General features: G+C 69.9%; 21 protein-coding genes. 9 read left to right on the top strand and 12 right to left on the bottom strand.

Translation table 11 applies throughout. The features are described 5' to 3' along the window. The first annotated feature begins 1 nt into the window (after position 1). Positions 2-973, top strand: coding sequence for an agmatine deiminase family protein (locus COA07_RS08090; RefSeq protein WP_066709652.1), 972 nt, complete (start codon positions 2-4; stop codon positions 971-973). Next, positions 970-1,932: a phosphoribosylaminoimidazolesuccinocarboxamide synthase gene (locus tag COA07_RS08085; protein WP_066709656.1), complete on the top strand. Its 963-nt coding sequence runs from the start codon at positions 970-972 to the stop codon at positions 1,930-1,932. The genes COA07_RS08090 and COA07_RS08085 overlap by 4 nt, the downstream gene beginning before the upstream one ends. A gap of 168 nt (positions 1,933-2,100) precedes the next feature. Here COA07_RS08085 and COA07_RS08080 read toward each other — a convergent pair whose 3' ends face one another. Beyond that, positions 2,101-2,970, bottom strand: a complete 870-nt coding sequence (locus COA07_RS08080) for a 3-hydroxyacyl-CoA dehydrogenase NAD-binding domain-containing protein (RefSeq protein WP_066709660.1) — start codon at positions 2,968-2,970, stop codon at positions 2,101-2,103. Between the two features lie 70 nt (positions 2,971-3,040). Here COA07_RS08080 and COA07_RS08075 point away from each other — a divergent pair, with 70 nt between their 5' ends. Then, positions 3,041-4,156 (top strand): DUF1176 domain-containing protein, encoded by a 1,116-nt coding sequence (locus tag COA07_RS08075; RefSeq protein WP_096640890.1) that lies wholly within the window; start codon positions 3,041-3,043, stop codon positions 4,154-4,156. After that, positions 4,153-5,175 carry a DUF1176 domain-containing protein gene (locus tag COA07_RS08070; protein WP_169924225.1) on the top strand — a complete coding sequence of 341 codons (1,023 nt, stop codon included), beginning with the start codon at positions 4,153-4,155 and terminating at the stop codon, positions 5,173-5,175. Before COA07_RS08075 ends, COA07_RS08070 begins: the two co-directional genes overlap by 4 nt. 15 nt (positions 5,176-5,190) lie before the next feature. Here the strand turns inward: COA07_RS08070 and egtD are convergent, their stop codons facing one another. The 5 genes from egtD to gluQRS are packed head-to-tail and all read right to left on the bottom strand — an operon-like array spanning position 5,191 to position 9,168. Then, complete coding sequence (gene egtD, locus COA07_RS08065; protein WP_066709661.1) at positions 5,191-6,168, bottom strand: L-histidine N(alpha)-methyltransferase; 978 nt, start codon at positions 6,166-6,168, stop codon at positions 5,191-5,193. Positions 6,169-6,172: 4 nt separating this feature from the next. Continuing rightward, entirely contained in the window at positions 6,173-7,447 is a 1,275-nt protein-coding gene (egtB, locus tag COA07_RS08060) for an ergothioneine biosynthesis protein EgtB (RefSeq protein WP_066709662.1), read from the bottom strand. 53 nt (positions 7,448-7,500) lie between these two features. Next, the gene (locus COA07_RS08055) at positions 7,501-8,058 is read right to left on the bottom strand and encodes a cob(I)yrinic acid a,c-diamide adenosyltransferase (protein ID WP_066709669.1); all 558 of its coding nucleotides are present in this window, start codon (positions 8,056-8,058) and stop codon (positions 7,501-7,503) included. Between the two features lie 7 nt (positions 8,059-8,065). Continuing rightward, the gene (locus COA07_RS08050; protein ID WP_066709671.1) at positions 8,066-8,299 is read right to left on the bottom strand and encodes a twin transmembrane helix small protein; all 234 of its coding nucleotides are present in this window, start codon (positions 8,297-8,299) and stop codon (positions 8,066-8,068) included. Beyond that, on the bottom strand, positions 8,296-9,168 hold the full coding sequence (gene gluQRS / locus COA07_RS08045) for a tRNA glutamyl-Q(34) synthetase GluQRS (protein WP_066709674.1): 873 nt from the start codon (positions 9,166-9,168) through the stop codon (positions 8,296-8,298). Before gluQRS ends, COA07_RS08050 begins: the two co-directional genes overlap by 4 nt. A 58-nt stretch (positions 9,169-9,226) precedes the next feature. Here gluQRS and COA07_RS08040 point away from each other — a divergent pair, with 58 nt between their 5' ends. From COA07_RS08040 to COA07_RS08030, 3 genes are all read left to right on the top strand, one after another. Then, entirely contained in the window at positions 9,227-11,284 is a 2,058-nt protein-coding gene (locus COA07_RS08040) for a S9 family peptidase (RefSeq protein WP_066709701.1), read from the top strand. A 73-nt stretch (positions 11,285-11,357) separates the two neighbouring features. Continuing rightward, entirely contained in the window at positions 11,358-11,921 is a 564-nt protein-coding gene (locus tag COA07_RS08035) for a DedA family protein (protein ID WP_066709677.1), read from the top strand. Continuing rightward, positions 11,918-12,310 (top strand): acyl-CoA thioesterase, encoded by a 393-nt coding sequence (locus tag COA07_RS08030; protein WP_066709680.1) that lies wholly within the window; start codon positions 11,918-11,920, stop codon positions 12,308-12,310. Before COA07_RS08035 ends, COA07_RS08030 begins: the two co-directional genes overlap by 4 nt. Positions 12,311-12,318: 8 nt before the next feature. Here COA07_RS08030 and COA07_RS08025 read toward each other — a convergent pair whose 3' ends face one another. Continuing rightward, a complete protein-coding gene (locus COA07_RS08025; protein WP_066709683.1) occupies positions 12,319-12,996 on the bottom strand; it encodes an acyloxyacyl hydrolase in 678 nt (225 codons plus the stop codon). An 85-nt stretch (positions 12,997-13,081) separates the two neighbouring features. On the opposite strand from COA07_RS08025, the gene COA07_RS08020 reads away from it, so the two are divergent. Both COA07_RS08020 and COA07_RS08015 read left to right on the top strand, forming a co-directional pair. Continuing rightward, on the top strand, positions 13,082-13,708 hold the full coding sequence (locus tag COA07_RS08020; RefSeq protein ID WP_245842095.1) for a hypothetical protein: 627 nt from the start codon (positions 13,082-13,084) through the stop codon (positions 13,706-13,708). Continuing rightward, entirely contained in the window at positions 13,708-13,944 is a 237-nt protein-coding gene (locus COA07_RS08015) for a helix-turn-helix domain-containing protein (protein ID WP_066709688.1), read from the top strand. Before COA07_RS08020 ends, COA07_RS08015 begins: the two co-directional genes overlap by 1 nt. Before the next feature lie 131 nt (positions 13,945-14,075). Here the strand turns inward: COA07_RS08015 and tal are convergent, their stop codons facing one another. From tal to COA07_RS07990, 5 genes are all read right to left on the bottom strand, one after another. Beyond that, entirely contained in the window at positions 14,076-15,179 is a 1,104-nt protein-coding gene (gene tal, locus COA07_RS08010) for a transaldolase (RefSeq protein WP_066709703.1), read from the bottom strand. Between the two features lie 105 nt (positions 15,180-15,284). Then, positions 15,285-17,360, bottom strand: a complete 2,076-nt coding sequence (gene tkt, locus COA07_RS08005; protein WP_066709694.1) for a transketolase — start codon at positions 17,358-17,360, stop codon at positions 15,285-15,287. A 69-nt stretch (positions 17,361-17,429) separates the two neighbouring features. After that, positions 17,430-18,092: a ribose-5-phosphate isomerase RpiA gene (rpiA, locus tag COA07_RS08000; RefSeq protein WP_066709696.1), complete on the bottom strand. Its 663-nt coding sequence runs from the start codon at positions 18,090-18,092 to the stop codon at positions 17,430-17,432. A gap of 481 nt (positions 18,093-18,573) precedes the next feature. After that, positions 18,574-19,464, bottom strand: coding sequence for a crotonase/enoyl-CoA hydratase family protein (locus COA07_RS07995; RefSeq protein ID WP_066709698.1), 891 nt, complete (start codon positions 19,462-19,464; stop codon positions 18,574-18,576). Positions 19,465-19,763: 299 nt separating this feature from the next. Further along, positions 19,764-20,159, bottom strand: coding sequence for a hypothetical protein (locus tag COA07_RS07990; RefSeq protein WP_245842068.1), 396 nt, complete (start codon positions 20,157-20,159; stop codon positions 19,764-19,766). Positions 20,160-20,247: the final 88 nt, after the last annotated feature.

Genomic DNA, 20,247 nt, shown 5'->3' with positions numbered 1-20,247 from the left:
AATGACCTCGATGCTGACCCCGCCCGCCGAATGGGCGCCGCACAAGGCGGTATGGATCGGTTTTCCCAGCCACCCCGAATTGTGGGGCGACGATCTGGACGAGGCGCGCACGGAGGTGGTCGCCTTCGCCCGCGCGGTCCATGCCGGCGGGCGCGGCGAACAGGTGCTGCTGGTTGCCGCCGATGACGAGGCCGCGGCCGCCGCGCGCGCGCTGGCGCCGTTCGCCGAACTGGTCGTCGAACCGTTCGGCGACATCTGGCTGCGCGATACTGCGCCGATCATCGGCGGGGACGCGCGTGCGCGCGATTTCGGGTTCAACGGCTGGGGCGGCAAATACGACCTGCCCGGCGACGAGGATATCGGCGCGCGGCTGGCGCGGCGGCGCGGGCTGTCGATCCTGCCGTGCGACTGGATCCTGGAAGGCGGCGCGATCGACGGCGACGGCACCGGGCTGGTCGTCACCACCGAACAATGCCTGCTCAACCCCAATCGCAATCCCGAGCTGACGCGCGAGGCGATCGAGCGGCGGCTGAACGAGGATCTGGGGCTGACGCGCGTGCTGTGGCTGGGCGACGGCCTCATCAACGATCATACCGACGGGCATGTCGACAATCTCGCGCGGTTCGTCGGCGAAAACCGCCTCGCCATCCCGCAGGCGGCCGACAACGACCCCAATTGGCGCATCTATCAGGATGCCGCCCTGCGCGCCCGCGCCGCGGGGGTGGAGGTGGTGCTGGTCCCCTCCCCCGGCCGCGTGTTGCGCGATGAGGAAGTCGTGCCCGCCAGCTACATGAACTTCTACATCGGCAATGCCGCGGTGGTCGTCCCGCTGTACGGCACGCCGCAGGACGATGCCGCGGTGGAGGCGATCCGCGCATTGTTCCCGACCCGCGACGTCGTGGGGCTGCGCGCCGATGCGATCCTGACCGGCGGCGGCAGCTTCCACTGCATCAGCCAGCAGATCCCTGCATGACCGCCACCGCCGCGCCGCGCGTCCTCGACCGCGTCGACCTGCCGTTCCTCCCGAACCATTACCGGGGGAAGGTGCGCGACAATTACGATCTGCCGGGCGGACGCCGGCTGATCGTCGCCAGCGACCGGCTGAGCGCGTTCGACCGCATCCTGTGCGCCGTGCCGTTCAAGGGGCAGGTGTTGACGCAGGTCGCGCGCTTCTGGTTCGAGGCGACGGCCGACATCTGCGCCAACCACGTCATCGACTATCCCGATCCCAACGTGCTCCTGTGCCGGCGGCTGACGATCCTGCCGGTGGAGATCGTCGTGCGCGGCTATCTGGCGGGGACGACCAGCACCTCGATCCTGACGCTGTACAAGGCGGGGCAGCGCGCGATGTACGGCACCACTTTGCCCGACGGTCTGGTGGCCAACCAGCGGCTGCCCGAGGCGATCATCACGCCGACCAGCAAGGAATTCGACGGCGGGCACGATCGCCCGCTGACCCCGGCGGAAATCCTCGACGCCGGGTTGCTGACGCCTGCGCAGTGGGAGGAGGTCAGCGCCACCGCGCTGGCGCTGTTCGCGCGCGGGCAGGCGATGGCGGCGGAACGCGGGCTGATCCTGGCCGATACCAAGTACGAATTCGGCGTCGACGCCGACGGCCGCATCCTGCTGGCGGACGAGGTCCACACCCCCGACAGCAGCCGCTTCTGGAAGGCCGCGACCTATGACGCGCGCGTCGCGGCGGGGGAACGCCCGGACAGTTTCGACAAGGACGTCGTGCGCGCCTGGGTCGCCGAACGCGCCGATCCCTACGCCGCCGATCTTCCCGCCATCCCCGACGAACTGATCGCCGCGACCAGCGCGGTCTATGTCGAGGCGTATGAGACGATCACCGGCCAGCCGTTCGTCCCCGACCTGTCCGGCGCCACGGTCCTCGACCGCATCCGCACCCGCCTCGCCCCCTTTGCCGCCTGACGCGCACCTCCGGGTTCCTGCGCACGCAGGAACCCGGAGCCACGAACGACACCACCCGAAACCCTGCGCTCCTGCCTGCGCAGGAGCACGAACACCCAACCCACCCGTGCTCCGGCGAAGGCCGGAGCGTTGCGCCACACCGCGCAACCCCGGTGCAGCATCACACCCTCACCGCGTCGGCACCGGCTCCGCGCCCGAATAATCGTAGAACCCGCGCCCGGTCTTGCGCCCGTACCAGCCCGCCTCGACATATTTGACCAGCAGCGGCGCGGGCCGGAACTTCGGGTCGCCGGTCCCCTCGAACAGCACGCGCGTGATCTCCAGGCAGGTGTCCAGCCCGATGAAATCGGCCAGCGTCAGCGGCCCCATCGGGTGGTTCAGCCCCAGCTGCACCGCCGCGTCGATATCGCGGATCGACGCCACGCCCTCGCCCAGCGCGAAGCACGCCTCGTTCAGCATCGGCATCAGCACGCGGTTGACGATGAAGCCCGGCGCGTCATTGGCGTGCACCACGCGCTTGCCCAGCGCCGCGGCATAGGTTTCGACCGTCGCGACCGTCGCATCCGACGTCGCCAGCCCGCGGATCACCTCGATCAACCCCATCACCGGCACGGGGTTGAAGAAATGCACCCCGATGAAGCGCGCGGCATCGGGGCTGGCCTGCGCCAGCCGCGTGATCGGGATCGACGAGGTGTTCGACGCCAGCACCGCCTGATGCCCCAGCACTGCGCCGACCTTCGCGAAGATCGCGCGCTTGATCTCCTCGCGCTCGGTCGCCGCCTCGATCACCAGCCCGCACGCGGCCATGCCCGCGACGTCGCCGATCGGCTCGATCCGCTCCAGCACGCGGTCGCGCGCCCCGGCGTCGATCTTGCCCTTCTCCACGTCGCGCGCCAGCCGTTTGGCGATCCCTGCCTTGCCCGCCTCGGCGCGCGCCTGGTCCACGTCGCTCAACAGCACGCGATAGCCCGCGGCGGCGGAAACCTGCGCGATCCCCGCGCCCATCTGGCCCGCGCCGATCACTCCGACAGCCTGCATCATCATCTCCCGTTCATGGCGTTTCCCCTTTAGACACGCGCACGGCGAACAGACCAGCACGGAGATGGCGATGCGGTGGACGGCATATGGCGCGACGGCGGCGATCGGCATGCTCGCGGCCTGTTCCTCCCCCGCGCCCGATGCGGCGCCGACGAACCGGACCGCGACCGCGACCACCGCCGCGCCCACGCCCACGCCGACAACCGCCGCCGACACCCACACCCGCCCCGCGCCGGCCGAACCGCGCACCTTCCGCGACTGGGCGGTGGCGTGCGACAATGGCGCGCGCTGTACCATGGCCTCGCTCGCGCCCGGCGATGCCGGCGATTTTCCCGCCTTTACGCTGTCGGTCGCGCGCGATGCCGGGCCGGCGGGCGGCTTCGCGCTGTCGCTGTCCGCGATCGAGGAGAAGCCCGCCCCCGCCGCGATCGTCGTCGACGGGCGCAGCTTCGCGCTGGCCGGCGACGGGCTGACCGGCGCGCGTGCCGCGGCGGTCGTCGCGGCGATGGCGAACGGCCGCGCGATGCAGGTGCGCGGGCGCGACGGCGCGGCGCTGGGCGCGGTGTCGCTGGCGGGCGCGTCGGCGGCGCTGCGTTATCTCGACGATCGGCAGGGGCGCGTCGGCACGGTCACCGCCGCCGTGGCGCGCGGCACCGCCCCCGCAGCGCGCGTCCCCGCCGCCCCCGCGCTGCCGGTCGTGGTCGCCCCCACGCCCGCCGGGCGCCCCGCCGCGATCACCCCCGCGCTGCTCGCCGCGATGCAGGCGACCGGCCGTTGCGAGACGAAGCGCCCCGACGGCGAACCCTGGACCGCCGAGGCGCATGCGCTGGGCGGCGGCGCGACGCTGGTGCTGCTGCCCTGTTCGATGGGCGCCTATAACGAGGTGCAGGCGCTGTTCGTCGTGCGCGACGGCAAGCCCGCGCCCGCGCGCGTCGATGCGCCCGCCGGGTTCGCCGCCAGCGGCGCCGATCCCGAAACGCCGGTGCCCAGCGTCGTCAACGCGACATTCGACGGCGGCGTGCTGAGCAGCTATGCCAAGGGCCGGGGACTGGGCGACTGCGGCGTAGCGCAGGCGTTCGTATGGGATGGGGCGATGCTGCGACTGACCGACCAGAACGAGATGCGCGAATGTCGCGGCAATCCGGAATTCCTGCCCTTGTGGCGCGTGCGCGTGGTGCGGCGATGATCGCGCCGCTCGCGCTGTTGCTGGTCGCCCCCGCCGCCGCTCATGCGCCCGGCGACCTGCGCACCTTCACCGACTGGATCATGGGCTGCGACAACCAGCGCGCGTGCCAGGCGGTGGCGCTGGTGCCCGACGCTGCGGACGGCGACGGCTATCTGATGCTGGTGCTGCGCCGCGACGGCGCGGCCACCGCCCCCGCGCAGCTGCAGGTGCCGGTCCCCGATACCGTCGCGGCGGGCGCACGCCTGTCGTTCGCGGTGGACGGCAAGCCGGTGGCGCAGATCGTCGCACCGGGCAAGGGCGCCGGGCTGGCGCTGCCGTTCCAGGGCGCGATCGCGGCGGCCCTGCTCGGCGGGCGGCAGGCGACGCTGGCCGATGCGCGCGGGCGCACGCTGGCGCGCGCGTCGCTGTCGGGGCTGTCGGCCAGCCTGCTGGCGGTGGACGAGGCGCAGCAGCGCGTCGGCACCCGCACCGCGCTGGTCCGCCCCGGCGCGCGCCCCGCCTCGGCGGTGCCGCCGGTCCCGCCGCTGCCGGTGATCCGCCAGGCGCCCGCGCTCGTCGCCCCGCCGCGCACCATCTCGCCGAAGGAGGCCGCGCAGCTGATCGGCCGCGACAATGCGTCGTGCCAATATGCGATCGGCCCGGTGAAGCCGCGCTCCTACCGGCTGGACGCCACCCACTCGCTGATCGCGATCGAGCATCCGTGCGGCAACGGCGCGTACAATATCTACACCAGCCTGTTCGTCGCGGGTGACAAGGGCAAGCCCGCCCCGGCCGTCCTCGACGCGCCGTCGACGTTCGGCAACACGCCCGTGAACCAGATCATCAACGGCGACTGGGACGCGCGCACCCGCCGGCTCAGCTCGTTCGTGCGCGGGCGCGGGCTGGGCGATTGCGGGTCGCGACAGGCGTTCGCCTGGGACGGCGCGCGCTTCCGCCTGGTCGAGCAGGCGCAGATGGGCGAATGCCGCGGCGCCTACGACTATATCACCACCTGGCGCGCGCGCGTGACCGTCGACTGACCGGAAGGCGCCCGCTCAGGGCGCGGGCCGTTCCGCCTGCGCCTCCGCCAGGATCACCGCGAACCGGCCGTCGGCGTCGGTCCATTCGCGCACCGGCGTCCACCCGCCCGCGCGCAGCAGGATGCGCGCGTCGCGCGGGCCGTATTTGTGGCTGTTCTCGGTATGGATCGTCTCGCCCGCGGCGATGTCGAACGTGCGGCCCTCCACCTCGAACGCGGCGTCGGCGGTCGCCTCCAGATGCATCTCGATCCGTGCGCGGTCGTCGTTCCACACCGCCTTGTGGCGGAACGCATCGACCGGGATCGTCCCGTCCAGCTCGCGGTTGATCCGCTCCAGCAGGTTGAGGTTGAACGCCGCGGTCACCCCCTGCGCATCGTCATAGGCGGGGACCAGCACCTCCTCGCCCTTGATCCGGTCCATCCCGATCAGCAGCATCGCGCCTTCCTTCAGCGACGCGCGCATCGCCCGCAGCAGGTCGATCGCCGCCAGCGGGATCAGGTTGCCGATCGTCGATCCGGGGAAGAAGCCCAGCTTGGGCATGTCCTCGATCGTGCGCGGCAGCGTCAGCGGGCGGGTGAAATCCGCCTCGAACGGCAGGATCAGCAATTCCGGGAAACGCTGCGCCAGCGGGCGCACCGATTCGCGCAGGAAATCGCCGGAAATGTCGATCGGCACATAGGCACCGGGGTTCAGGCATTCGAGCAGGATCGGCGTCTTGGTCGACGATCCCGAACCGAATTCCACCACCGCGCGGCCCTCGCCCACCGCCTCGCGCAAATCGCCGCACAGCGATTGCAGCAGCGCGGTCTCGGTGCGGGTCGGATAATATTCGGGCAGTTCGGTGATCTGTTCGAACAATTGCGACCCGCGATGGTCGTAGAACCAGCGCGCCGGGATCGCGCGCGGGCGGCGCGCCAGCCCCGACAGCACGTCGGCGCGGAATTGCGGGTCGGCCAGCCGGGTCTGGCCATCCTCGATCTCGGGCTTCAGCATCGCGTCACAGGTCCTTTGCCAGGCGCACGCCGGTGAATTGCCAGCGTTGATGGGGGTAGAAGAAATTGCGGTAGGACGCGCGTGCGTGACCACGCGGCGTGGCGCAGCTGCCGCCGCGCAGCACGAACTGCCCGCTCATGAACTTGCCGTTATATTCGCCGACCGCGCCATCGGCGGCGCGGAAACCGGGATAGGGTCGATACGCCGAACCGGTCCATTCCCACACGTCGCCGAAGAACGCCGGCCCGCCGGCGGACGGCCGCGGCTCGATCGCGCCGGCCACGTCCAGCTGGTTGCCCCCCGCGGCGTCATGCGCGGCGGCGGCGGCTTCCCATTCGAACTCGGTCGGCAATCGTGCGCCCGCCCAGCTGGCATAGGCATCCGCCTCGAAGAAGCTGACATGCGTCACCGGCGCCGCCGGATCGACCACGCGCCGCCCGTCCAGCCCGAAACGCGTCCACACGCCGTCGCGCATTTCCCAATATAGCGGCGCCTCGACGCCCTCGCGCTGCACCCATGCCCAGCCGTCGGACAGCCACCAGCGCGCGTCGCGATAGCCGCCGTCGGCGATGAACGCGGCCCATTCGCCGTTGGTGACGGTGCGGTCGGCGATCGCATGCGCGGGCACCAGCGCGCGGTGGCGCGGCCCCTCGCAATCGAACGCGAACGCCTCGCCGGCATGGCCGATCTCCACCACCGCTTCGTCGCGCGCGATCCACCCGATCGGACCGGGCATCGCCACCGGCACCTTGCGCGCCGCCGGCCAGATCGCCGGCTCCAGCGGGTTTTCGGAAAACAGGTGCAGCATGTCGGTGACCAGCAATTCCTGGTGCTGCTCCTCGTGGTGGCAGCCCAGCGCCACCAGCGCACGCGCCGCCTGCGGCAGCGTGCCGATCGCCGCCAGCACCGCCGCATCCACCGCCGCGCGATAGCCGCGCACCTCGTCCAGCGTCGGGCGAGTCACCATCCCGCGCCGCGCGCGCGCGTGCCGCCGCCCTTCCGCCTCGTAATAGCTGTTGAACAGGAACGGGAAGCGTTCGTCGTGCAGCCGGTAATCGGGAACGTGATCGCGCAGGACGAAGGTTTCGAAGAACCATGTCGTATGCGCCAGATGCCATTTGGCGGGCGACGCATCGTCCATCGACTGGACCGTGGCATCGGCATCGGACAGCGGCGCGACCAGCGCCACCGTCAGTTCGCGGACGGCGCGATAGCGTTCCGACAGCGCGCGCTGCGCGTCATCGGCGCACCCTGCCGCTTCCTGCCGCTGCGCTTCCATGAACCCGTCTCCCGCGCGCCGGCCCTTCCGGCATGCAGAAGATCACGCGCGTCTCAGCGGTTGGCCCCTGCTACCCACAAAACGTCGCCACCGGCGTTTTTGTTCACGTGCCGGCATGCGACAAACAGGTAATCCGACAAACGGTTGAGGTACGCCAGCGCCTGCGGATTGGCGGCATCGCCCATCGCCACGGCGGATCGTTCCGCGCGCCGCACCGTCGCGCGCGCGACATGCAGCGCGGCGGCCGCACCGCCCGGCAGGATGAAGCTGGTCAGCGGCGGCAGTCCGGCGTTGAGCGCGTCGATCGCCTGCTCCAGCCGCGCAACCTGCGCCGGGACGACGCGCAGCACCATCTCCGACGGGGCGAAATCCTCTCCCGGCGTCGCCAGGTCCGCCCCCAGGTCGAACAGGTCGTTCTGCACCCGCGACAGTTCGCGCGTCACCTCGCCTTCGGGCAGCGAGGTGATCGCGACGCCGATGACGCTGTTCGCCTCGTCCACGTCGCCGATCGCCTGCATCCGCGCGTCATGCTTGGCCACACGGCTGCCGTCGACCAGCCCGGTCGTCCCGGCATCGCCGGTCCGCGTGTAAATACGGTTCAGCTTGACCATGAGCGCGTCAGGTGCGCCCGGCCGCGAACAGGATGACGACCACGATCAGCACCGCCAGCGCCTGGAAGAAGACGCGCATCTGCATCATGCGGTTCGATTTCAGCTGCGCCGCGGTCGGCCCGCCGCCGGTCCCGCGCGCCTCCGCGGACGCATCCTGAAGGAACGAGACGATGCCGCGCACCAACGCGACCACCGTGGCGATCATCGCCGCGATCAGCAGGATGACGAGGAACGTGTTCATGACCCGAATGTAGGATGCGCGGGCCGGCTGGGCAATGCGACAGATTGTCCAGCCCCCGGCATGTCACCCCATCCCTCCCCCGCCCGCAACCGCGCCGCCACCGCGCGCCCGTCCTCGCCCGCCTCGCGCATCGCCGCCAGCGTCGGCGCGCCGTGGCGCTTGGCCAGCCGCTCGCCGTCCGCGCCGGTCAGCAGCGCATGGTGGTGGTAGCGCGGCACCGGCAGCTCCAGCAGCGCCTGCAACAGCCGGTGGACGTGCGTCGCCTCGAACAGGTCGCGCCCGCGCACCACGTCGGTCACGCCCTGCGCGGCATCGTCCACCGTCACCGCCAGGTGATAGCTGGCCGGCGCATCCTTGCGCGCCAGCACCACGTCGCCCTGCGCCAGCGGATCGGCCGCGATCGTCCGCGCGTAATCGGTGAAGCTCAGCGCGCCCACGCGCGCCACCGCCGCTGCCATGTCGATCCGCCAGCAATGCGGCGCATCGCGCATCGGCACGCCCCGGCACGTCCCCGGATAGGCCGCGACCGGCCCGTGCGGCGCGCTCATCGCGTCCGCGATCTCCGCGCGCGTGCAATAGCAGCGATACAACAGCCCCATCTGGCGCAGCCGCTCCAGCGCCGCGGCGTACCGGTCCAGCCGCGCCGACTGGCGCACCACCGGCCCGTCCCACGCCAGCCCCAGCCACGCCAGGTCGTCGACGATCGTCGCGACATGTTCGTCGCGGCTGCGCGTCCCGTCGATATCCTCGATCCTGAGCAGGAACCGCCCGCCGCCCGCGCGCGCCATGTCGTGCGCCAGGATCGCGGACAGGGCATGGCCCATGTGCAGCCGCCCGGTGGGCGACGGGGCGAAACGGGTGACGATCATGCCCGGCGATGTGCGCGGGCATGGACCCGCGATCAAGTCCGCGGCTATCACGCACGGCATGACGCTTACCCCCCCGATCGCGCCGCAGCGCCCGCATTCGTTCACCGCCCACGGCATCACCATCGACGATCCCTGGGCTTGGCTGAAGGATCCGAACTATCCCGACGTCACCGATCCGGACGTGCTGGCGTATCTGGAGGCGGAGAACGCCTATTTCGAGGCGCAGATGGCGCCGCATCGCCCGCTGGTCGATCGCCTGTACGACGAGATGAAGGCGCGCATCAAGGAGGACGAATCCTCCGTGCCGCAGAAGGACGGCGACTATCTCTACTGGACCGCGTTCGAAACCGGCGGCCAGTACCGGCTGTGGTGGCGGCGCCCGATGGCGGGCGGCGCGGACGAACTGCTGCTCGACGAACCCGCGCTGGCCGCCGGGAAGGGATATTTCCGCCTCGGCGCCTTCGCGGTGTCGAACGACGCGACGAAGCTCGCCTATGCGATCGACGACAACGGCTCGGAACGCTTCACCATCCATGTGAAGGACCTCGCCACCGGCGCGCTGCTGCCCGATGTCATCCCGGGGATGCTGTCCGACATCGTCTGGGCGGCGGACGACAGCGGCTTCCTCTACGGCCTGGCGAACAAGGAATGGCGCACCGACAATGCCCGCTTCCACCGGCTGGGCACCAATCCGGCGCAGGACGTCGAACTCTATCACGAGGCGGACGAGGGCTATCGCGTCGCGGTGGGGGAAACCAGCGACCGGCGCTGGATCGTCATCGCCACCGGCGATCACGTCACCAGCGAGGTGCGGCTGCTGCCCGCCGCCGATCCGTTCGCCGCGCCGCTCCTGGTCGCGCCGCGCCTGCCCGGCCGCGAATATGACGTCGACACCCACGGCGACACGCTGTTCATCCACACCAACGATACCGATCCGATGTGGCGGCTGGTCACCGCACCGATCGCCGCGCCCGGCGACTGGACGCAGCGGATCGCGCCCAGCCCGCATTTCTACATGACCGGGGTGGAATGCTTCCGCGACTTCTTCGTGGTGGAGGGGCGCGAGGACGGGCTGGACCAGATCGAGCTGCATTCCTACGACCCCGCCGTCCCCCCGCGCCGCATCCCCTTCCCGGAGGCGAGCTATACCGCGGGCACCGGCGACAATCCCGAATACGACCAGAGCGTGATCCGCCTCGGCTACGAATCGATGGTCACCCCCGGCACCGTCTACGACTATGACACCGCCACCGGCGCGCTGACGGTGCTGAAGGTGCAGGAGATCCCCTGCGGCTATGACGCCGCGCGCTACGCGACCGAACGGCTGACGATCCCCGCGCGCGACGGCACCGCCATCCCGGTGTCGATCGTCTATCCGGCCGGCTTCCCGCGCGACGGGTCGCGCCCGCTGTTCCTCTATGCCTATGGCGCCTACGGCCATGCGATTCCGCCGGGCTTCTCGACCGGGCGGCTCAGCCTGCTCGACCGCGGCTTCGCCTATGCCATCGCGCATATCCGCGGCGGCGACGATCTGGGCCAGCAATGGTATCACGACGGCAAGCTGGAAAAGCGCACCAATACCTTCACCGATTTCGTCGACGTGGCGAAGGGGCTGGTCGCTGGCGGCTGGACCAGCGCGGGGCGGATCGCGATCGCGGGCCGCTCGGCGGGCGGCGAGCTGATGGGCGCGGTGGTCAATTCCGATCCGGACCTTTGGGGCGCGGTGATCGCCGACGTGCCGTTCGTCGACGTGCTCAACACGATGCTCGACGAAACGCTGCCGCTGACGCCGGGCGAATGGCCCGAATGGGGCAATCCGGTCGAGGACAAGGCCGCGTTCGAGCTGATCCGTTCCTATTCCCCCTACGACAATGTCCGCGCGCAGGATTATCCGCCGCTGTTCATCTCCGGCGGGCTGAACGATCCGCGCGTCACCTATTGGGAACCGGCGAAATGGGCCGCGAAGCTGCGCGCGACCAAGACCGACGACAACGTCCTGCTGCTCAAGACCAACATGGGCGCCGGCCACGGCGGCAAGTCCGGCCGCTTCGAATCGCTGCGCGAGGGCGCGGAGGAGCACGCCTTCGTCCTGTGGCAGCTTGGCATCGCGGAGTGAGCGGCCACCCGCTACCCGGTCATGCCGGGGCTGTCCCGCAATCCAGGGTGACGCCCCCGCGCGGCCGGCGCGCATGACGATCGAGGCGATCGTCGCGAAATACGGCCTCGCCGCGCTGTTCGCCGGCGCCGCGCTGGAGGGGGAGGCCGCGGTCGTCGCCGGCGGCGTGCTGGCGCACCAGCATTACTTCCCGCTGTGGGCCGCGATGATCGCCGCGGCGACGGGATCGTTCTGCGCGGATCAGGCGTGGTTCTTCGCCGGGCGGCGGATGCGCGACCATCGCTGGGTCGCCGCCGCGCGGGCCAAGCCCGCGTTCGCGCGTGCGCTGGCGATGCTGGAACGCCATCCGGTCGGCTTCATCTTCGCCTTCCGCTTCATCTACGGCTTCCGCACGATCAGCCCGATCGCGATCGGCACCACCGGCGTCGCGCCGCGGCTGTTCGCGACGGTCAATGCGCTGTCCGCGATCAGCTGGGGCATCATCTTCTGTTCGATCGGCTATTGGTTCGGCCATGCGTTCGAGGCGGTGCTGGGCCGGCTGGCGCACGATTCGCGGCTGTGGTGGCTGGTCGGCGGCATCGTCGGCGCCGGGCTGGCCGCGGCGCTGATCTACCGGCAAAGGAGCCGCACATCATGACCTTCCGGCAATCCTTCACCGCCGCTGCGGCCGACATCGACGAACTGGGGCACGTCAACAATGCCGTCTGGGTCCGCTGGATCCAGGACCTGGCGGTCGCGCACTGGGATGCGATCGCCCCGCCCGAACATCGCGACACGATGGTATGGGTCGTGACCCGCCACGAAATCGACTATCGCGGCAACGTGACCGAAGGGGAGACGGTGACCGGCGAAACTTGGGTACCCCAGCCGCCGCGCGGCGCGCGCTTCGACCGCCACGTCCGCTTCACCGGCGCCGACGGCCGCGTCCGGGTGGAGGCGATCACCACCTGGGCCTTGCTCGACCGCGCCACCGGCCGCCTGATGCGCGTCCGCCCGGACATCGCCGCGCCGTTCCTGGCGGGGTAAGCGGGGGGTTACCGGCCCAGCCTGCGCACCAGCCGGATGCCCAGCGTGTCGATACCGGGGTTGGTGTCCGAAAATATCCGGCGGTGGCTGAAATGCTCCCACGCCAGTTCGGCGGCCCAGCGCCGGTTCAGCCGCACGCCGATCGCGGCATTGGGATTAAACAGCACACGCGATCCCCACGACGTGCGCCTGCGATAGATGTCGTAGCGTCGCCGCGCCTCGGCGTCGGAAATGCCCGGCGCGAACGGATCCGGGGTGAAGCGATAGCCGTCATGCACGGTCACGCTGATGCCGATCTGACCATAGATCCGGTCGCCAAGCGCATGCTGGCGCCATTCCGCGCCCAGGCTCGCAAAATTGGTGCGTCCGGCGGTGTTGATCTGCACCTTGGCGGTGACGCGCGGCTTCAGAACGAAGCGTATGGGGGCGGAGCGATACGAAAGCTGGATGTCGGCGGTGCCATATTCCTCCTCGCCTTCATACAGCACGCCCGCCGGCGTCGCGGGCGCAAACAGCTTGTCGCCCAGCGGGTGGAAATTGGAACCATGGTCGAAAGCGCCGACCGCGATTTCCGGCCGCGCCGAAAGCGCCGGATCGTCCATCGGGCCGGCGTGCTCCTTCGCCACCGCTGTCGTCGAGACGAACGCCATCGCCGCGCCAAGCGCGCGTTTCCATGCACCGATCATGTAGCTGCCCCTTCAAACAGGCGTCGCCCGCCCGCCGGAAATGGCGTAAGATAGCAAAGAATTTCTGTCAAACAGAAAGATATTGATGAAAGACGGCTATTTTCTACCTGCTGGAAAGGCACGCCTGTGCCGCTGGGCGGGTATGATGTTCCTGTTGGCGGCGGCGGTGATGCCGATCGTGATCGCGTTCGCCGGACTGACGCCGGGCGCGACACCGATCTGCGGTGGCGGCTATGGCTGTGTCTGGAAAGCAAGCGCGACGGCGCTGCTGCCGGAAGAAACCCGGGCCGGCATCGAGGAATCGCCTCGCGCCCGTGCCCGATTGGAAACCTACGCCGCGCGGGCCGATGTGCGCGCCGGGCTGGCGGCGATCAGGGCGATCGACCTGCTGCCATTCATGGTGCTGCTTGGCAGCATCGGCGTGGCATTGCGGCGGCTGGGTGGCACCGGCGTCGACACGCTGGAACGGGCATTGCCATGGCTACGCTACGCATCGCTGGCAGCGATCGTCTGGGCGCTCGCCGGCCCCGTCTACGAAAGTGCGCTGGAAACATGGCTGTCGCCGGGCACGCCATCCGGCTTTCAGGTCGTGACGACGGTCACGCTCGCACCGATCGCCGGCGGGCTGCTGCTCGCCCTTGCCGCTTACGCCGCGATCTGGGCGGTGGAAGCGGCGCTGGAAGCGCGACGCGATCTGGATCGCTTCGTCTGATGCCGATGATCGTCAACCTCGACGTCATGCTGGCGAAGCGAAAGGTTCGTTCGAAGGAACTCGCCGAGGCGATCGGTATCACCGAATCCAACCTGTCGCTGTTCAAGTCGGGCAAGGTGAAGGGCGTACGCTTCTCCACTTTGGCGGCGATCTGCCGCTACCTGGAGTGCCAGCCGGGAGAGATTCTTGCTTACGAACTTTCCGACGACGATCTGCGGCCGGAAAGCGGGGAGTGACGGCATTCACTCCAAACCCGCCGCCTTCTACGCCGTCGCGTGAAGCAATGACCTTCGCATCTTCGCGCGGCTCATCCACAGTATCCGCACCACCGGCGGCGGTCGGGAACCACCACCCCCGCCGTCCACGATCACGCCGGCTGCTTTTCCCCGATCACCTTCAGCAGATCGTCGAACGACGTGGCGAAGCTCGCCACGCCTTCCTCCACCAGCGTCGCGGTGACGCCGTCCAGGTCCAGCCCCAGCCGCTCGGCATCGGCCAGTACCTTCTTCGCGCCATCGACGTCGTCGGTCAGCGTCTGCGCGACGGTGCCGTGGTCGCGGAACGCATCCATCGTCTTGGGCGGCATGGTGTTGACCGTCTCCGGCCCGATCAGCGTGTCGACGTACAGCGTGTCCGGGTAATCCGGGTTCTTGGTGCCGGTCGACGCCCACAGCAGCCGCTGCGGCTGCCCGCCCTTGGCGGCCAGCTTCTGCCAGCGGTCGGACGCGATGAACTCCTGGTACCAGGCATAGGCCAGCTTGGCGTTGGCGATCGCCACCTTGCCCTTCAGCGCCTTGGCCTCGTCACCGCCGACGCCCGCGTCGATCTTGTCGTCGATCTTGCTGTCGATGCGGCTGACGAAGAAGCTGGCGACGCTGGCGATGCGGTCGATCGGCAGGCCCTTTTCGGCGCGCTCCTCCAGCCCCTCGGCATAGGCGTTCGCCACCTTCTGATAGGCCGCGATCGAGAACAGCAGCGTCACGTTGACGTTGATCCCCTTGGCGATCGTGTCGCGGATCGCGCGCACGCCGTCGTCGGTGCCGGGGATCTTGATCATCAGATTGGGGCGGTCCACCGCCTGCCACAGCCGCTCGGCCTCCTCGGCGGTTTCCGGCCCCTTCATCGCCAGATAGGGGGACACTTCCAGGCTGACATAGCCGTCCTTGGCGTCCAGCCGGTCGTAGACCGGGCGCAGCGTGTCGCACGCCGCCTGGATGTCCTTCACTGCCTGCGCCTCGTACCGCGCCATCGCGGTCGCGCCGGGGTTGGCCTTGTCGAACGCGGCGAAACCCGCGTCATAGGCTTCGCCCGACCCCATCGCCTTCTCGAAGATCGTCGGGTTGGAGGTGACGCCGCTCAGCCCGTCCTCGTCGACCAGCTTCTGCAGCCCGCCGGCGTTCAGGAACTTGCGGTCCACGAAGTCCAGCCACACCGCGGTGCCGGCGTTGCTCAGATCCTGCAGCTTGCTCACGTCACACTCCTTCGTCACCCCGGACATGTTCCGGGGTCCACCCGTCCACACGTCCGTCCTCATGATATTGGCGCGGTGGATGCCGGAACAAGCCCGGCATGACGATCAGCCCGCCATCGCTTCCTTCGCCACCTTCACGACGTTCTCGACCGTGAAGCCGTACTTGTCCTGCAGCTTGGCGATCGGGGCGGAGGCGCCGAACGTCGACATGGTGATCTGCCGCCCCTCGTACCCGACATAGCGGTCCCAGCCGAGCGATCCGGCCATCTCGATCGCGACGCGCGCCTTCACCGCGCGGGGCAGCACGCTTTCCTTGTAGGCGGCGTCCTGCACTTCGTAGCGGTACCAGCTGGGCATCGACACGACGCGCGCCTTCACGCCCTCGCCCGTCAGCTGCTCGTACGCCTTCACCGCCAGCGCGACTTCCGAACCGGTCGCGATCAGGATCACCTCGGGCGTGCCGTCGCTGTCGGCAAGGACATAGGCGCCCTTCTCCAGCCCGTCGGCGCTCGCGTATTTGCCGCGGTCCAGCGTCGGCAGCGCCTGGCGCGACAGCACCAGCGCGGCGGGGGTGCCGGCTTCCTTCATCACCGCGCGCCATGCCGCGGCGACCTCGTTGGCGTCGCACGGGCGGATCGTGTCGAGGCCGGGGATCGCGCGCATCGTCGCCAGATGCTCGATCGGCTGGTGGGTCGGCCCGTCCTCGCCCACGCCGATCGAATCGTGCGTGAACACGAACACCGATCCCACCTCCATCAGCGCCGCCAGCCGCACCGGCGCGCGCATGTAATCGAGGAAGACCAGGAAGGTGGAGCCATAGCCGCGCAGGTGCGACAGCGACATGCCGTTGACCACCGCGCCCATCGCATGTTCGCGCACGCCGAAGTGGAAATTGCTGCCGGCGTAATTGTCCGCCTCGAACGACGCGGCGCCCTTGATGTCGGTCTTGGTCGACGGCGCCAGGTCGGCGGAGCCGCCCAGCAGCCACGGCACCTTCTTCGCGATCGCGTTCAGCACCTTGCCGCCCGCGTCGCGGCTGGCGACGCCCTTGTCGTCCGCCTCGAACACCGGGATCTCGCTGTCCCAGCCTTCGGGCAGCTCGTCCTTCCACATCGCGTCCAGCTCGGCCGCCTTGTCGGGATGCGCCGCGCGATAGCGGTCGAACAGCGCGACCCATTCGTCGCGCGCCGCGCCGCCGCGGTCCTTCACCGCCTTGCCGAACGCCTCCTTCACGCCCTCGGGGACGTAGAAGTCCTTGTCGGTCGGCCAGCCGTAGGCTTCCTTGGTCTTGACGATATTCTCGGCGCCCAGCGGCTCGCCATGCGCCTTTTCGGTGCCGGCGCGCGGGGAACCCCAGCCGATCACCGAGCGGACGACGATCATCGTCGGGCGGTCCTGCTCATCGCGGAACGCCTGGATCGCGGCGGTCAGCGCGGCGACGTCATTGGCATCGTCGACATGGATGACGTTCCAGCCATAGGCCTCGAACCTTTTGCCCACGTCCTCGTCGAACGCCAGGTCGGTGCCGCCCTCGATCGAGATATGGTTGCTGTCGTAGATCCAGCACAGGTTCGACAGCTTCAGGTGCCCGGCCAGCGACGCGGCCTCGGCGCTCACGCCCTCCATCATGTCGCCGTCGCCGCACAGCGTGTAGACGTCGTGGTCGAACAGCGCGAAGTCGGGCGTGTTGTACCGCGCCGCCAGCCAGCGTTCGGCGATCGCCATGCCCACCGAATTGCCGCAACCCGCGCCCAGCGGCCCGGTGGTCGTCTCGACACCCGTCGTGTGGCGATATTCGGGGTGGCCCGGCGTCTTCGATCCCAGCTGGCGGAACTGGCGGATATCGTCCAGGCTCACCGCCGGCTGGCCGCTCTTGTTGCCGTCGGCGTCGATCTCCTCGACGCCGGCCAGGTACAGCAGCGAATAGAGCAGCATCGACGCATGGCCGACCGACAGGACGAAGCGGTCGCGGTTCGGCCAGTCGGCATGCGCGGGGTCGTAGCGCAGGAACTGCGTCCAGATCGTCCAGCCCACCGGCGCCAGCGCCATCGGCGTGCCCGGGTGGCCCGAATTGGCCGCCTGCACCGCGTCCATCGACAGGGTGCGGATGGTGTCGATCTGCAGCCGCTCGGGGCTGCCGTCTTCATGAACGCCCGCAGGCAGGGTGGCGGTATCGGTCATGGAAACCTCTTGTCCGGAATGGTCATGCCAACGCACCGGCCGGGCGCCGGTTGCCGAGTCCCGGCCCCCTTAACGGCTCGCGTCGCCGCGTTCCAGCCGCGTAACGACGCCGTCGTCGGCGATATAGGCGGCATCGACCTGCGACAGGAACAGCCCGTGCCCCAGCGCGCCCGGAATCGCCGCGATCGCGCGCGCCAGCGCCGCCGGATCGGGGATCGCGCCGAACCGCGCGTCCAGCACGATATTGCCGTTGTCGGTCACCCCGTCACGCACCGTCACCGCCGCGCCCAGCGCCGCCAGCCGGTCGGCCACGAAGGCGCGCGCGAACGGCAGCACCTCGACCGGCAGCTTCGCCGCGCCGATCGCGGCCACCCGCTTCGATCCGTCGGCGATCACCACCATCCGCACGGAGGCCGCCGCGACGATCTTCTCGCGCAGCATCGCTCCGCCCGCGCCCTTGATCGCGAACAGCCGCGCATCCACCTCGTCCGCGCCGTCGATGGTCAGGTCGACGCGCGCCACATCGGCGAAGTCGCGTACCACCAGCCCGCCCGCGCGCGCCTTCGCCGCGCTGTCGATGCTGGTCGCCACCGTCTCGATCCGCGCACCCCGCGCGATCAGCGCCGCGATCGCGAACGCCACGGTCGATCCGGTGCCCAGCCCGACGAGCATCCCGTCCCGCACCTCCGCCACCGCCGCCTCGGCCGCCAGCCGCTTGTCCTCGTCACGCACGCCGCACCTCCGTCCCGCCCCAACGCGCCGCACCGGCGGGGAGGTTCACCGCCCCGCGCCACCCGCCCCCCCTGCGTCATCCCGGCGAAAGCCGGGATCTCCCGCGATCGAAAGCACCCCATCCCCACAAAATCCCCGCGGTGCCCGCAACGGCCATCCAAACCGGTCGCCCCTGTGCAGGCAGGGGCCTATTGCTGGTTCGTGTGCCGGTCGAGCCGACACATGGGCGTCGCGTTCGTTGGTCGCGCCGGTCGGGACGCGGGCAGAGATCGGCCCCTGCCTGCGCAGGGGCGACGGATACCGGGGCAAGGGCGAGGCCAAGCGCCGCAGGCTCCCTCCCCAACGCCACCGACGAGCACGACGACACCCCGCCACACCCCCTCCGTGCGCTCCGCGCCTCCGCGTGAACTACCCCCCCTTCGCGTCTTCGCGTCTTCGCGTGAACCCGACCTTCTTCGCGCCTGCGCGTTCACGAATCACATCACGAATAACGCTGCTCCTCCCACCACGGCACGAAGTCCGGCATGTCCCGGCTCACCCGGTCGGGATAGACCGGCGCGCGCTTCTCCAGGAACGACGTCACGCCCTCCTTCGCATCGCCCGACCGCCCGCGCGACAGGATCGCGCGGCTGTCGACCTTGTGCGCGTCCATCGGGTGCGAATAGCCCAGCCCCCGCCACAGCATCGCGCGCGTCAGCGCCACCGATACCGGGGCGGTATTGTCGGCGATCTCGCGGGCCAGTTCGTTGGCGCGCGCCAGCAGCCGGTCGGCGGGCAGCACCTCCTTCACCAGCCCGCCCGCCTGCGCCTCGGCGGCGTCGAAGACGCGGCCGGAATAGCACCATTCCAGCGCCTGGCTGATCCCGACGACGCGCGGCAGGAAATAGCTCGACGCCGCTTCCGGCACGATCCCGCGCCGCGCGAACACGAAGCCCATGCGCGCGGTGTCGCTCGCCAGCCGGATGTCCATCGGCAGCGTCATCGTGCTGCCCACGCCCACCGCCGGGCCGTTGATCGCCGCGATCACCGGCTTGAGCGATTCGAAGATGCGCAGCGTCAGCCGCCCGCCGCCGTCGCGCGCGCTCTCGCTGGCATAGCGCAGCTCGCCGTCCGGCCCGACCGGCGATTCCTCGCCGCGGCTTTCGTAGTCGAACGTCTTGCCCCCCGCCGACAGGTCCGCGCCGGCGCAGAACGCGCGCCCCGCGCCGGTCACGATCACGCAACGCACGTCGTCGTCGGCATCGCTCGCGTCGAACGCGGCGATCAGCTCGGCCATCATCGTGCCGGTAAAGGCGTTCAGCTTCTCCGGCCGGTTCAGCGTGATCGTCGCGACCCCGTCGGCGACCTCGTAGATGATCTGTTCGTATGCCACCGGCCTCTCCTCAAGCTGCTTATGGCGGCATAACAATACTTATGGGCGAGGCGCGTCAACCCGCGGTCGCGACCGTCCTGATTGCTTATGCGCCTCGGCTTCGCACTTCATGCCGCCCCGGCCCCACCACGTCATCCCAGCGAAAGCTGGGATCTCCCCGCGGCACACACGCCTGCTCCGGAAAGGCCCCAGCCTTCGCTGGGGCGACGTCTGCACGCCGCTCTTTCGTTATAGGCCCGTCCGCTTCCGAAAGGCGGCACACAGTCCCGGACGACCGGCACGCCCAGCGCCGTCCGCCGCTACGCCCGCTTCCCGAACAGCCGCCCCAGCACCGCGTCGGCGGCCTGCACCACCGCATCGGCCACCGCCTGCGGATCGGGTGCGCGCTGCGTGCCCTGCGGCGGCGGCGCCTCGCCCGCCGTCCCGGCCGCGGGGGCGGAAGCGGCGGCGCGCGGCGTGCCCGCCCCGTCTGCCGTTCCCTCGGACACCTTGCGCGCGATCGCCGCGCTGGCCGCCGCCGCCGCGACCGTCAGCGCGCCCGCGATCGCCTGCCGCCCCGCCGCGCTCGCCACCGCCGCCCCGGCCTGCCCGATCAGCTCGTCACCCGCCTTGCGCAGCTCCTTGGGCAGCTTCACGCCCAGGATCTCCTTGGGCAGCTTGCCCTTCTTCGCCTTCTTCTTGGCCACGTCGCTCACCTCGCCTGTGTGACAGGGATATAAGACACCCCGCCCGCGGTGCAACGGATCGAAGCCGCCACCTTCATCGTTCCACCGCTCATCTTGC

The sequence above is a fragment of the Sphingomonas adhaesiva genome, assembly GCF_002374855.1.
GTDB classification, from domain to species: domain Bacteria; phylum Pseudomonadota; class Alphaproteobacteria; order Sphingomonadales; family Sphingomonadaceae; genus Sphingomonas; species Sphingomonas adhaesiva.
Note: the sequence above shows the minus strand (reverse complement) of the source record. Positions and strands in the feature narration are given on the sequence as shown.

Bases quoted from the DNA above. Each gene is read 5' to 3' on its own strand.
- COA07_RS08090 (WP_066709652.1), top strand. From the start codon at position 2: ATGACCTCGATGCTGACCCCGCCCGCCGAATGGGCGCCGCACAAGGCG.
- COA07_RS08085 (WP_066709656.1), top strand. From the start codon at position 970: ATGACCGCCACCGCCGCGCCGCGCGTCCTCGACCGCGTCGACCTGCCG.
- COA07_RS08080 (WP_066709660.1), bottom strand. From the start codon at position 2,970: ATGCAGGCTGTCGGAGTGATCGGCGCGGGCCAGATGGGCGCGGGGATC.
- COA07_RS08075 (WP_096640890.1), top strand. From the start codon at position 3,041: ATGCGGTGGACGGCATATGGCGCGACGGCGGCGATCGGCATGCTCGCG.
- COA07_RS08070 (WP_169924225.1), top strand. From the start codon at position 4,153: ATGATCGCGCCGCTCGCGCTGTTGCTGGTCGCCCCCGCCGCCGCTCAT.
- egtD (WP_066709661.1), bottom strand. From the start codon at position 6,168: ATGCTGAAGCCCGAGATCGAGGATGGCCAGACCCGGCTGGCCGACCCG.
- egtB (WP_066709662.1), bottom strand. From the start codon at position 7,447: ATGGAAGCGCAGCGGCAGGAAGCGGCAGGGTGCGCCGATGACGCGCAG.
- COA07_RS08055 (WP_066709669.1), bottom strand. From the start codon at position 8,058: ATGGTCAAGCTGAACCGTATTTACACGCGGACCGGCGATGCCGGGACG.
- COA07_RS08050 (WP_066709671.1), bottom strand. From the start codon at position 8,299: ATGAACACGTTCCTCGTCATCCTGCTGATCGCGGCGATGATCGCCACG.
- gluQRS (WP_066709674.1), bottom strand. From the start codon at position 9,168: ATGATCGTCACCCGTTTCGCCCCGTCGCCCACCGGGCGGCTGCACATG.
- COA07_RS08040 (WP_066709701.1), top strand. From the start codon at position 9,227: ATGACGCTTACCCCCCCGATCGCGCCGCAGCGCCCGCATTCGTTCACC.
- COA07_RS08035 (WP_066709677.1), top strand. From the start codon at position 11,358: ATGACGATCGAGGCGATCGTCGCGAAATACGGCCTCGCCGCGCTGTTC.
- COA07_RS08030 (WP_066709680.1), top strand. From the start codon at position 11,918: ATGACCTTCCGGCAATCCTTCACCGCCGCTGCGGCCGACATCGACGAA.
- COA07_RS08025 (WP_066709683.1), bottom strand. From the start codon at position 12,996: ATGATCGGTGCATGGAAACGCGCGCTTGGCGCGGCGATGGCGTTCGTC.
- COA07_RS08020 (WP_245842095.1), top strand. From the start codon at position 13,082: ATGAAAGACGGCTATTTTCTACCTGCTGGAAAGGCACGCCTGTGCCGC.
- COA07_RS08015 (WP_066709688.1), top strand. From the start codon at position 13,708: ATGCCGATGATCGTCAACCTCGACGTCATGCTGGCGAAGCGAAAGGTT.
- tkt (WP_066709694.1), bottom strand. From the start codon at position 17,360: ATGACCGATACCGCCACCCTGCCTGCGGGCGTTCATGAAGACGGCAGC.